Annotated in this window: 6 protein-coding genes and 3 pseudogenes; 3 read left to right on the top strand and 6 right to left on the bottom strand. The window is 58.7% G+C overall.

The annotated features are described in order from the left end of the window. Nucleotides 1-1,230 precede the first annotated feature (1,230 nt). Nucleotides 1,231-2,748, bottom strand: coding sequence for a porin (locus GWG67_RS38220; RefSeq protein ID WP_275174806.1), 1,518 nt, complete (start codon nucleotides 2,746-2,748; stop codon nucleotides 1,231-1,233). A 461-nt stretch (nucleotides 2,749-3,209) separates the two neighbouring features. Between GWG67_RS38220 and GWG67_RS38215 the strand changes: the two genes are divergently transcribed. Then, nucleotides 3,210-3,692, top strand: a complete 483-nt coding sequence (locus GWG67_RS38215) for a MarR family winged helix-turn-helix transcriptional regulator (RefSeq protein ID WP_275174805.1) — start codon at nucleotides 3,210-3,212, stop codon at nucleotides 3,690-3,692. Nucleotides 3,693-5,197: 1,505 nt separating this feature from the next. Beyond that, nucleotides 5,198-5,974 carry an SDR family NAD(P)-dependent oxidoreductase gene (locus GWG67_RS38210; RefSeq protein WP_275174804.1) on the top strand — a complete coding sequence of 259 codons (777 nt, stop codon included), beginning with the start codon at nucleotides 5,198-5,200 and terminating at the stop codon, nucleotides 5,972-5,974. 249 nt (nucleotides 5,975-6,223) lie between these two features. Here GWG67_RS38210 and GWG67_RS38205 read toward each other — a convergent pair whose 3' ends face one another. Further along, entirely contained in the window at nucleotides 6,224-7,768 is a 1,545-nt protein-coding gene (locus GWG67_RS38205) for a M81 family metallopeptidase (RefSeq protein ID WP_275174803.1), read from the bottom strand. Between the two features lie 113 nt (nucleotides 7,769-7,881). Continuing rightward, a pseudogene (locus GWG67_RS38200) lies at nucleotides 7,882-8,094 on the bottom strand (glutathione ABC transporter ATP-binding protein GsiA); the annotation flags it as partial. Nucleotides 8,095-8,577: 483 nt separating this feature from the next. Between GWG67_RS38200 and GWG67_RS38195 the strand changes: the two are divergent. Continuing rightward, nucleotides 8,578-10,020 (top strand): annotated as a pseudogene (locus GWG67_RS38195) (malonyl-CoA synthase). Between the two features lie 57 nt (nucleotides 10,021-10,077). Here GWG67_RS38195 and istA read toward each other — a convergent pair. The 3 genes and pseudogenes from istA to GWG67_RS38180 all read right to left on the bottom strand — a co-directional run. Further along, a pseudogene (gene istA / locus GWG67_RS38190) lies at nucleotides 10,078-11,329 on the bottom strand (IS21 family transposase); the annotation flags it as partial. Between the two features lie 231 nt (nucleotides 11,330-11,560). Further along, nucleotides 11,561-11,767 carry a response regulator transcription factor gene (locus tag GWG67_RS38185; protein WP_275174802.1) on the bottom strand — a complete coding sequence of 69 codons (207 nt, stop codon included), beginning with the start codon at nucleotides 11,765-11,767 and terminating at the stop codon, nucleotides 11,561-11,563. A gap of 11 nt (nucleotides 11,768-11,778) precedes the next feature. After that, the gene (locus GWG67_RS38180) at nucleotides 11,779-12,282 is read right to left on the bottom strand and encodes an autoinducer binding domain-containing protein (protein WP_275174800.1); all 504 of its coding nucleotides are present in this window, start codon (nucleotides 12,280-12,282) and stop codon (nucleotides 11,779-11,781) included. Between the last annotated feature and the right edge of the window lie 573 nt (nucleotides 12,283-12,855).

The following is a 12,855-nucleotide window of genomic DNA, read 5'->3' as shown; positions in this document are numbered from 1 at the left end:
ACCTGACCCAACTCCTCATGCCGGCAACGACACTCCGGCCGCCTTCGTCGGAACAGGTGGCCGCCTTCGATCGGAATGCATGGTCGCGTTCAATCGGAATCCCTGGCCGCAATCCCCGGAATCCGCATCTTCGGTTCGAACCAGATGAACAAGCCGACAGCGCCTCGGAGGAGCCGCCGGTCGAACACATCCTTCAGACGGAGGATGGCGCTGCTCGGCAAGACGCTGCTGGTTGTCGGCATCAGCCATCGGACGGCCGAAGGAAGGTTGGCTCTCCGAGCACATCACCTGGCAGAACGCGATATTTCGGCAAAGTGCTACGTCTCCATCTGAGTTGATGGCGTTTATTTCAATGGGCGTCCCGAGGACGAAATCAGTGCATCCTAGTTTTGAAAGGCGCGACGCCGGAGGCCGCAAAGAGTCGGCTTCACCGAGCGCCACTCGCGAGAGCCGCACAAGGCTGGCCGAGTTGCTGCTGGGGCTGAAGCGGCCCGGGCTCCACGTGCCGCCGCAACCGCTATCGCGGCGCTCCCGTTCTGGAAGGCCGCCAGCGAGGTTGTCTGGCCGAAAGGGCACGAGCAGGCTGCTGGGTCACAAGAGGTCCAACGTACTGGCCAAAATGGCCCAGAGCCAGCATCCGAATGCGAAACCGCGCTGCAGGAGATCGGGATGGCCGAGACATGAGCGCAGAGTTTGCTTCGACGCTTTCATCAAGAGTAACTGCTGACATCGAGAAAGCGGCCGATGGCTAAGCAAGGATCGAGACATGCTGCTCGACTTCTACGACTTCCGGGTTAGCAGTGGCAACGCTTGCGGCCCGCCAGCCCCATCGAAAGCACCTCCGCCACCGCGCCAGTTGCGAACCACAAACCCGATCGAAGGCACGTGCAACGCCGCGGCACAGAAAGCTCGGACCAAAAGATCGCGGTCGGCACAGACAGCCAAGCTGATGTACTTTGATCGATGGTGCGTCGAAAACTTGGCGCGATTGAAAGGCAAAACCAGATGCGGACGTCGTTGTCAGATTGCCGACGGCATCGAACTCGTTCCGAACCAAGAGGGCGCCGCCTCATCGGCCGTCACCCATCTAGGCATAGTTCCACATCCATATTCGCACCATGTGATGCGAAAGTCAGAAAGGCCCCCGGCGGGCATGCCGGAGGCCTTCTTGGAGGTTTAAACTCTGATGTTACAGAGCCGTTGCTTGCTCCTTCCTCTGATGACCGACGCTTAGAAGTTCCTTTGAGCTCGGAGAAGCAGCACGAGGCTGTTCTGGTCCTTCAGCTCATACACCGTACCCGGCTTGGCGATACCCGCCTGCAACGGAAGCGTCACGGTGCTTCCGCCCGCATACTTCTGATCGAGCATCATGTACGCGAGTTCACCCGTGAAGGTCAGGTTTTTAACCGGAGTCCACGACGTCTTCGTGCCAACAACTGCATAGTTGAAGTCGGGATTGCACCCGTCAGCGCCAGTCGAGAGCACCAAGGTCCTGACGAAAGCTCCGCAGATGTAGCCCTTGGCAGTGTTGTTGTATCGTACTGCTGCCCACGCGCCGAAAACGCCCGTATTCCAGTGAGCGTCCCAGTTGTGAGTATAGCCACCATTGAAGCCATAGGTAGTGGTCAACTCCTGACCAGCACCCGTGACGAACACGGAGTCAGACACACCAGCAATGCCCGCGCTTTGATAAGCACCTGCCGCGCCGCCCCCGCCGTACATCGCGAAGGTGCTCGACATGTAGTCATGGAAGTTGTACCGGCTCGCGCCGTAAGTATAAACGCCCGTCAAGTTGATCGTATCCCCGGGACCGGTCGGAAGATTTTTGATTGACAAGGCCAACTGTCCAGCCCAACCCCACTTGTCCCCAGGATGGCCGGTCGTTTCGTCGGCGCCATAATAGGCAGCGTGGTTGTCGTGTGCTGCGACCGACGCCTGAAAAAGACCCCAAGCTTGGTCAACACGGACCCTCGCCACGAAATCTGGGGCTCGCGTACCGGCGAAATCGTTGGCACCATATGCACCCGTTGCAAGACCTGCGGCTGTTGCGGCGCTCACGTTCCAGAGGTTGGTCTGATAATTGGGGGCTTGATCCTGGGCTGAGAACGAAGCCGTAATTCCCTGACCGAAGTCCGCTGTGTACGAAACCTGGTTCACCGGGTCCCAACCCGCAGCTCCCGGCAACTCAAAGCTTTGCGCCGGATATTCGGCCCAAGGCGTTCTGAACTGCGATTCCGCTCTACCGAATGTAAACCCGGCGAACTGAATAAAGGCGTAGTAGATACCGAGTCCGCCGCCAGCGACCTGAGAAGTGAGCGACGAAGTGTAGGCAGTCGCTCCGTTTACGCCTGTTGAGCCGGTTCCGCCGTAGGTACCGGTTCTCCAGGTGAAGGCCAGTTCAGCGAACGTCCGAACCGTGCCGTATTCGGTCGCAGTGCGCGTATCAATTTGCAGATCCTGGCGACTCTGGGTTTGCAAGTAGTTGGTCAGGCGGTTTTGCGCCCCAGCCACGCCATTGACGGCTGCATCAAAATCCGAGTTCGTCCCCACAAGAGCGTCGGCACGCAGATATCCGCCGATTCTGAGGCACGTATCCGTGCCGGGGATATAGTAGAATCCCGCACCATACAGCGAACAAATCTTCACATATTCGATTGCCTTCGCCTTGACGGGCAGATCGGCTGCCTGCGCCCCGGCGCCCGCGAACATTGCGGCAGAACCGAGGATGAGACCCTTTGTCAGTTTCATCGATGAAGCTCCTAGTTGAAATATCGTTTCCGTCGTCCAGATCCCGTCGCTACTAGCCTGCCCCCCACTGGGTTGGCCTGACGGAACGACTTCGAGGCGCCCCCCTCTCCGTCGATCGTCGTATAGCTCTCCTAGTCAATTACTTCTATTAATTAATGAAGCTATCCAATAATTGATCGGGTATCGTTGCGTCTCAGCAACAGTCTGGAACTTCGACACTACTGAAGGCAAAAAAAGAACCTCGGGGGGCATCCCAGAGGTTCTTCTTGGAGGTTTCGCTGGACCATAAGCCAAAAGACAGCGTGGCCTGTCTTCTTTGTAGTCCAACTGAATTGCATTTGTCAATTAATTATCGCATGCCGGGTATGTGGCTTCAAATCGCCTCAAGACGGCCGCGCGTATTCCGGCTAAAGATCGTGCTCTGTGCCTGTCGGGGCACGAACATGTGGCGGAAAGACCAAATGGGCGATAAATATCAATTGGATAGAGCCATTACGGACTTCGTATGGAACATCGTGGAGGTCCACTCCCAGTTGGAGGAGATACACAAGGCGTGGGCCGAGATGATGGGAATAAGCGAGCCCCAATGGTTGATTTTGATGGCTATCGATGAAATCGACGAAGGACGCGGCGTTTCCGGGATTGCGTTGGCAAATAAGCTCCGCATCCACCCCGCCTTCGTTCCGAACCAAACAAAGAAGCTCGAGGAGAAAGATCTATTGTCCCGGGTAACCTCCCCCGATGACGCACGATTCCTGCAGATCTCACTAACGGAAAAGGCACGAGGGGAAATTGCGAACCTGTCAAACAAAAGACTTGCACTCAATCTCACGATGTTCGCGGGACTTGATGAGGCATCGCTCGACTATCTCAACAAACGGCTGGCTTCGATCGCGAAGAATAGCCGTTTGGCCTCTCAGAAACTGAGTATCGGCGTGTTGTAGGCTTATTCGGCGCCGAGGTTGGCCGCCCTTCATGCCTGTTGTGGCGCGGCGGCTGCTGCCGAGACGGGATTGGCCAAAAACAATCTTAAGCTACGAAGATGAATTAGTGCTCCAAGTTTGCTATTGGCTTGGTACTGAAGACACTCGCTTTTATCGAGCGGCAGCGGTTACGAAGCCGAACGTGAATGAGCTTGCCACGACTAGCTTAATCTTCACATTCGGCATGAATTAACGCTGTCGTATACCGAAATATTGTCCATCGCCGTGACGTATTGATTTGTGCCACGAACCAATGATGAGAACCGACATTGCTGCTGGCAAGCGGGCGCGAGCGGCACAAGGCTACGCTCGCTTCCCCAAGACATGTGTCGTGCTGTTAACCAGCGGACGTACGTCAAAGTTCGAGTCCAAAGATCGGGGTCTTGCAGCCGACGGTAGCTGGTGATCCTCGACCGGGCACAAAACTCCTCGGCTGTCCGGCGCTTCTTAAGCACCGGGGGCTCGAGTCCCTGCTTTCCGTGTTCGCCAACTCGCAGCCGAAGATTGGATCCCAGCGCCGATTGGATCACCCCGTTGATGCCTCCAACTCGCACGCTGAAAACGTCGGCAATGAGCGCGGCCTCTGGTTCGGAGTCACTCTGCTTCGGGCGCAAAGACAACGCGATCGGTACGCCGATCTTGCAGTTGCCCGCTCGCTTGGAAGCGGGTTGCGAGGCAGCACGATCCGGCTGAGTGTTTCCGAGAGCGCATGCGCAACGCTTCTCCATTGTTCAGCCAATAGGTAAGCGCCGCTGAAGGCGATTTGTCGAGCTACCGCACTCGTTCGGCCAGATAAGCTGGGCTTTGTGGCGCTAGCCGATTACATGAGCGGAGAACGAAGGGCGCGGGCGCTCACTCCCGCAGCGGCTGAATCGGTGGCACGAACGTGCGATGACGGCCGCATCTTGATAACCGCGCTCGTGAGGTCTTGATCGACACGACAACTCGTCCCGCGAAATGCTACGAACGACATTTTAATGCCCTAACGGCGACGCGGAGCCGTTCTTAGTCAATTTGAGTGTTCGGCAGAAGCAGGCTGCTGTGGGGCAGCAACCGGATCATGGTGTTCCCGTTATCGGCGAGTGCTTGTCAAGTGACTCAGCATCAACACGTCCGACGGCAGAGAAGCTCTGCATTCGTCCAACTTGGCGAGGAACTTCTGCTTATTGAGCTCCTTTTATGGGGTAATTCAACACGAACGGCAGCATACTCTGCGTGAAATGCAAATTCCACACTGTCCGGATGCTTGGCCTCTAACGTCCCTTGTGCAGTTGCCGTCTCCTTGGGTGATCCCGGTTGCGTTTGGTCTCGCTGTCATCTCGCAAGGCTTTAGCCGGAGCTTAGCTCGCTATCCGCCGAAGCCAGATAGCCGCAACTGCTCGAATTCTCGCTGGCGGCACTGACGGCGAGATTTGCTGAAAGATGATCGCGTCCGTTCGACGAGCCAATACGTAGGAGAGAAGTGAATGGCAAAATTCGGTAGTGAGAGCCACCAACAGCAGTCCCATCCGCATGGATGGTCGCTCGAGGGCCGTGTCGCCCTCGTAACCGGAGCGACAGGGGGGCTTGGGAAGGCCATTGTGGCTGAATTGTCCGAACGCGGAGCGGACGTGCACGGCGTCGACATCGCGGGCGACGCTGTCTTTCACGCGGATCTTGCCACCGCGAGCGGGAATAGAGAGATGGTCGCGCATGTACTCAAGGCTGCTGGGCGTCTCGACATCCTGGTATTGAATGCTGGTGTGCAGTTCATGGCCCCCTTCGATCAATTCCCCGACGCCGAATGGGATCGTCTTAATGCGCTGATGCTGGACGCGCCATTCCACGCGCTCAAGGCCGCATGGCCGGCTCTAACGAAAGCCCCCGGTGGTCGGGTCGTGGTCACGGCTTCAGTTGCCAGCTACGGCGGTGCACGGCAGAAGGTTGCGTACTGTGCCGCTAAACACGGAGTTCTTGGCGTCGTCCGTACCGCCGCGCTGGAAGGCGGTGCGCAGGGTCTCACTGTTAACGCAGTCGCGCCAGGCTGGATGGATACCCCGCTTATGCGCGGTCAGCTGGAAGCTCAGGCAAAAAATCGCGGCATGAGCACAGAGGAGGTGGTGGCAGCCTTCCGGGCATCGCAACCCGGCAACCGGTTTGTTGATGTGCGTGAGGTTGCGGCAACGATTGGCTTTCTTGCGAGCCCTTCTGCCTCCGGGATCAGTGGCGAGTGCATTACGATTGATCTCGGTGCAAGTGCCTAGGTCCACCGCTACTTCGACTGCCAACTCGCGTTTCCTCGCGCTTGGAAAGGCGTCGCGCGCCGGTGCCCCTTTCCCTGTCAATGGTGAACCTAGCCTAGGATATTGCGTGGAGCCGGCTTCCGAGTAAGCGCGAGACGATCGTGGCGATTGGCGCCGTCTGTGCCCGGAGGATCGACGGAATCGATCCTCCCGTTTTGCTCTCCATTTGCGTCGGAGTTCAACTTCTCCTGCCCCAGCACAAACACGACGTCAGTTCTCCTCCCCAGGCGAGAATGTTGCTGAGGAATTCATTGGATAGAACTGCTCGGGTGTGTGAGCGAACTTTAGGGTCGTGAAGTCATATGCGGCCGGCCCGGGTTCATCGACAGCAATGATGTCCGCGAATACGCTGGAGAATGCGGCCCTGAAATGGTTCTTCGCTTTGACGGCAAGAAGTTTGATGTTCGAGAAGTCGATCCCGTTTACCCGGTAGAATCCAGGATCGGTGACGGCATGACGAATCGTTACGGCCACGATCTCAACATTTCCGCTCTTCACAACCGCTGTGGGGCCGAAAGAAGCCTTTGCCCCAGTGGCTTGCGGTCCCTCATTGTAGAACGAGCAATCTTCGATGATTCGAACGACTTCAACTTCGCGTTCCACGGGAGAACCATATTGTGGAGTTAGTCGAGCTCCTAGCTTCGCCTTGAACCGCGCTCCGATACCTGCTTGATGGCAGCGCTTTACGAGTTCTGGGTCAAAGAGAAAGCAAAACGCCGTTGGGATGGCGAGGTCCGCATCAAGTATTGCTCGAAGTTGGGACGGAGTGTCCCCGATGCCGCCTGAATCAGGATTGTCGCCGTTGTCGACGATGGCGATTGGGTATTGAGTTGTGTCCAAAATGGTTTGCAAAGCTTGGCTAGTCGATGGAAGGGGAACGAAGAACTGTTCTTTTATCGACCACAGTTTACTGCAAACATCGCGTCCGAGGCGGTAGGCAAGAGCAGGATCGTTTTCCGTGAATACCATGCAGCAGGCCCCGGACATGGTACAGTCGCTATAGGGAAACCCGCCAAAGACAGTAATGTCGAGAGCGCCCTCTTGTTGCTCGACGAGCGCAGCATAGGATACCACCTCCCGCATTGGGCCGTCGGTGGTTCGCATGTTCGCACTGGGAAGAAGGAGCGGCAGCTTGACAATGGCACCCGTTGGACGAATGTCTCCGCGTACAGTGCTGACCAACAGTCTCAGGACTTTCGCGGTGACATTTTTCATGTCGATGTGCGGATGGGTTTTGTAGCCCGCCGAGATCGTCACGAGTTGGGCAATCTCAGGGGTGAGATTTGCATGCATGTCAAATGAGGCTCCGATCGGCACGTCTGGGAGGACCGCTCTGATTGCACGGAGCACCTCCAATTCGGCTGAGCGTCCGCCCTCGACTGTCGCTGCGCCGTGGAGGCAAAGGTATAGGGCATCCCAAGCGCCGGCCGTGACGTCGGCAACAAGTTCATCTAGGATTCCCGAGAAGCACTCGTCGGTAATGTCGCCGCCAGGAGTCGATGAAGCCTGACGGAAGAACGTGGCTTCCCATTCAGGATGAGCTTCAAGGAAGCTTAGAACGCCACCTAGCCCTGTGTTCGAACCCTGATAGCTCTTTGCCGCGTCCAGACCCCTGGCCCAACGGCCCTCGGAAAATAATTTATGATCACACTTCTCCAGCGCAAACGAATTCGCCTCGTGGACCAGTGTGAAGACACCCAGTTTCAATTTTTTTTTAATCGACGACTGCCGGTTGTGTATGGCTTTCGAGCTCATTGAGTAACCTACTTCCTCTTGCATCTACTGACAGAATCTGGGATTCCCCCCCCGCAACCGGCCGATCGTCAATGGCGACAGGCCTGCAAGGCGGCACCTCTTGATCACGTCGACTATTCTTCGCCGCATATCTGCACGATATGGCCGGCCGAGACCTCGCGATACTGGCGGACCGGTGGCTGGTAATCAGGAGCACGCACCGGAATACAGATTTCCTTGTTCGACACGTCATGTCGCATAAAGCGTCGGTGTAGGATCTGGGATGGGCACGGCGGCTATCAGCTTATACGGATGCTGCGGATACCCGGCGATCGCGATCGTCGCGGGTGCTGCGGTTGATTTTCGTCACATTGGAGCGCGATGCCGCTGAATTGATAGTGGAGACGAAGGTGGATCCGTTCCGCGAACTCCGAACATGAATAATTTCTCAAGGCTCAAAGCTCTGCGTCGATCCAGCATCCGGTCCGTTTGGCGAAAGGACGCACGGCGTAAAACCTCCGCTCTCCCGATCTTGAATGGTTCGGGACAAGGCGACCGCGACCAACGCGTGTATTTGTTCTTGCGCAAAATGTTATCTGGCTGATAGCGACGAATTTCGCCGATGTAGGCCGCGGAAGGGTCGAAATTCTGCACCGACGCCCGCATGATCGAGGGTTTGTATCAACCGCTTTTGACGGAGTGCATAGCCCGGATCTCCGTTGCTTCTTCGGGGCGGTTTTTTGCTAATCCAGCGCCTCGGTTTTGACCGGCCTTACGAACAAGCCTTGCGGCCAAGGAAATCTTGCATGAACTAAGCTGCCAACGCCAATTTGTTTTCCCGCCTGTTCGATGGCCTGGACGATCCAAAGCGCCTCGCGATCGAGACGCATGACGGGACCCGCATCAGCTATGGCGACCTGATCGCGCGCGCGGGCCAGATGGCGAATGTGCTGGTCGCGCGCGGCGTCAAGCACGGCGACCGTGTCGCGGTGCAGGTCGAGAAATCGGTTGCCAATATCGTGCTGTATTTGGCCACGGTGCGCGCGGGCGCGGTCTACCTGCCGCTCAACACCGCCTATACGCTCAACGAACTCGATTACTTCATCGGCGACGCCGAGCCGTCGCTGGTGGTCTGCGATCCCGCCAAGGCCGAAGGGCTCGCCCCGATCGCCGCCAAAGTGAAGGCCACTGTCGAGACGCTCGGGCCTGATGGCAAGGGCTCGCTGACCGACGCCGCCGCGAAGGCGAGCAGCGAATTCACCACCGTGCCGCGGGCGGGCGACGAACTCGCCGCGATCCTCTACAACTCCGGCACCACGGGGCGTTCCAAAGGCGCGATGCTGACCCACGACAATCTCGCGTCGGCTGAGCCTGGTCGGCTATTGGCGCTTCGTGGCGACCAACGTGACGCTGTTTGCGCGGGCACCGATGATCGTCCTGCCGAAGCTTGATGCGAATCTGATCATCAAGCTGATGGCGCGCGCCACCGTGCTGATGGGCGTGCCGACCTTCTACACGCGGCTGCTGCAGAACCCCTCGCTGTCGCGCGAGACCACAAAGCACATGCAGCTGTTCATCTCGGGCTCGGCGCCGCTGTCGGCCGAGACCAATCGCGAATGGGCGGCGCGCACGGGCCACGCGGTGCTCAAGCGCTACGGCATGACCGCGACGAACATGAACACGTCGAATCCCTATGAGGGCGAGCGCGTGCCCGGCGCGGTCGGGTTTCCGCTGCCCGGTGTCTCCGTGCGCGTCACCGATCCCGAGACGGGCAAGGAATTGCCGCGCGACGAGATCGGCATGATCGAGGTCAAGGGCCCGAACGTGTTCAAGGGCTATTGGCGCATGCCGGAGAAGACCAAGGCCGAGTTTCGTGACGACGGCTTCTTCATCACCGGCGACCTCGGCAAGATCGACGCCAAGGGCTACGTCCATATTTGGGACGTGGCAAGGACCTCGTGATCTCCGGCGGCTTCAACGTCTGTCGGAAGGAAATCGAGAGCGAGATCGACGCCATGCCGGGCGTGATCGAATCTGCCGTGATCGGCGTGCCGCACGCCGATTTCGGCGAGGGCGTCACGGCGGTGCTGGTCTGCAACAAGGGTGCTGAAGTCAGCGAAGCCTCGGTGCTGAAGTCGCTCGATGGCCGCCTGGCAAAAATCAAGATGCCCAAGCGCGTCTTCGTCCTCGACGAACTGCCGCGCAACACCATGGGTAAGGTGCAGAAGAACGTGCTGCAGGAGACGTATAAGGACATTTACGCCAAGAAGTAGGCAACGCCGGCGGTTTGAGACGCAGAGACGAATAAAGAACAGGCTATGGACATTTTGGATGCGCTCAATGGTCCAGCCGGCGTAGCGCCGATGACTGGACGCCATGTGCTCCGGCACGGTCTTTTGCTTGTGGTTGCCGCTCATGCGCTCATGCGCTGCGATCCGCTCGCCCTTGTGGAAAATCTCGAGGGTGCGGGCAGTGAAGCGCACCTCGACGTCGGCGCGGACGAAGCGATGCGGGACGCTGTAGTATTGCGCCTCGACCTGGACGTGATAGTCGATGCTGACCCGGCAGATCCGCCACTCGGCGAACACGTAAGGGCTCTCCGGCAAGGCCTGGAGCGCCGGCCGTTCGATCTCCTCCAATAGCTTGCGGCGGGTGACGCCGAGCCGCCGGATCGGCCGCTCCTCGTTGAGCCGGGTTAGCAACTCGGCGATCGGCGCGTTGACTTCGGCCAGGCTGTAGAATGTGCGGGGGGCGCAGCCGCTCGAGCAGCCAGCGCTCGACCATGAGGACCGCCTGGTCGACCTTGGCCTTGTCCCGTGGCCGTCGCCGCCTGGCCGGCAGAATGGCGGTGCCGTAATGCGCCGCCATGTCGACGTAGCTGCGGTTGATCTGCGGATCGTAGCGGCAGGCCTTGATCACTGCGAGCTTGGTGTTGTCCGGCACCAGCAGCGCCGGCACGCCGCCGATCGCCTCGAAGGCGCTGACATGGCCGCTGATCCAATCGGCGAGTCCCTGCGTCCAGCTCGTCTGCGCGCAGGTGAAGCTCGATGCGCCGAGCACCGCGACGAAGATCTCCGCGGCTCGCCGGTGCACCGGTCGATCACCACCGGCACGCCCTCGCCCGCATAGTCGACGGACAGCTTGTCGCCGGCCGCATGCGACTGGCGCATCGTCACCGACAGCCGGCCTTTCCAGGCGCGGTAAAGCTCGAAGAAGCGCGGATAGCGATACCCGCAGGGTTCGCTCGCGATGTATTCCTCCCACAAGATCGACAGCGTCACGTGCTTGCGCCGGAGTTCGCGATGCACCGCCGCCCAGTCCGGCTCGGCCTACCGGCGATGGCCCCGCCGGGTGCCGGAACCGGCACCAGCGCTGGCGAACAGCCGGGCCTCCAGCACGGCGTCGGTGACGTCATCGGGCAAATGGCCAGGTCAGTCCCGCCGCCACGAACCGGCGGATCGTCAACCGCACCGTCGAAGGCGCCGTTGCCACCCGCCGCGCAATCTCGCGGGTCGGCATCCCGGCCGATTTCAACCTGATCACATCGCGCACATGGCGCGTCGCAAACCTCTCCGTCGGCATCCAGGTCCCCCTTCGCAAAGCCGAAAGGCGGGACCGTATGGAGAGAAGAGGCCTCGTCACCCCCGGGCGACATCATCCCGGAATGGTGGGCGACATCAAATCGGAACGGTGGGCGAGATCATTCCGGAACGGTGGACGAGCGGGAGCAGCACTAGCTTCAGGCAAGCAAGCAGAGAAGGCAGCAGAGCACATCCTGTGGAGTTGCACAGGTGCTTGCAGCCTGCGGTTGATCTATTTTCGAGATTTTGATTCGGTAAACAGCACGATTGCTTGACGAAGCGAGCTGACGCCAAGCTTCGCGCGCACGTTATCCAGGTGAAATCTCGCGGTTCGCTCTGCGATGCTGAGAATGATCTCAATCTCCCCAGCTGATTTGCCGCGCGCGGACCATTCGATACACTGGTACTCGCGAGGCGACAGCAGCACCCCACCGACCATACGATCTATCGTCAGGAGCGTTTTGCATGTGCATGGAAAAACGTTGCGATTAACCGCAGGCTCTGGGCGTGCTCGATCAGCGGGCGCTCGAAACCAGTTGGACAATCATCGCTTGCAAGGCTCAGCGCGGCGATCGCGCCCCTGTCATCATGGATAGGGAATGTAGATCCGCAGCGAATCCCAAATTTGGCAGCTTCTTCGAACAGAGCGCGTTCTGCCTCCGACCGATTTCGCGCTTCCAATCCAAGTCCCCATCGGAAGGGCTTAGGGCGGCGCATTGCCCGACGTACCACCGGATCGACGGATTCGTAGCCGCGCTGCAGATAGATGGCGATCCAGGAGGGTGGATATGTCGAGATCAGATTGGGAGGGCTGCCTGGCCCACGGAGAAAAGCGAGATATGCGAAGCACGACAGTTTGAGCGCAGCGGCGACCTCGGCCATGCTCTGCTGAGCAGCGTCTTGATGCGTGCTTTCGGTCAATTGCGCAGCAAATCTTTGAAAAACCCGATCCATCGCGCATGAGCCCACGAGCCTACCTAATAGGGCGCTCCTTGCATTATCGGATCGAGCATCACTGCGAATGGGCAAAACAACGAAGAAGTCGATCCATTTCGGCTTCGATCTTGATCGCGAGATCCTGCATCGCCGGGTTGAGGCGTATCGGGCCAGTCGAATTCCTCGCGCTCACCCGGTGATATCGTCGCTGCCAAATCCGCGAACTCCGTCGTCTGTTTGAAATCCTTCAATAGGGCGCGGAAGATCGCCGGATTGCTGCGTCCTTTGCATTCCAAGTTGGAGGTTTGTACGGCGCTTCCGATCTGGTCGGCACGCCGCAAGTCAGTTGGACGTGCAATCACCCGGGGGAGTACGAATGATCTAAGAAACTACACGATCAATTGAGACGGCGCTGAGAATGATGCAAGCAATCAAGTGACCTTGGTCAGTGCTAGCGCTCCGTCCACAGAGGTCGTGGTCGAGTAGCTCAGCCATTTGGCTTTCGCCCTCACAGATCCGGGCAGGCGGCTTTCCCGCACCCGGCTCTTCCCGAGGGTAACCCGCGTCATATCCGCGCCTGCGCCCAAGTGC

The organism is Bradyrhizobium sp. CSS354 (assembly GCF_029051725.1).
GTDB lineage: Bacteria > Pseudomonadota > Alphaproteobacteria > Rhizobiales > Xanthobacteraceae > Bradyrhizobium.
The sequence above is the reverse complement of the archived record's forward strand: the minus strand, read 5'-3'. Positions and strand labels throughout refer to the sequence as shown.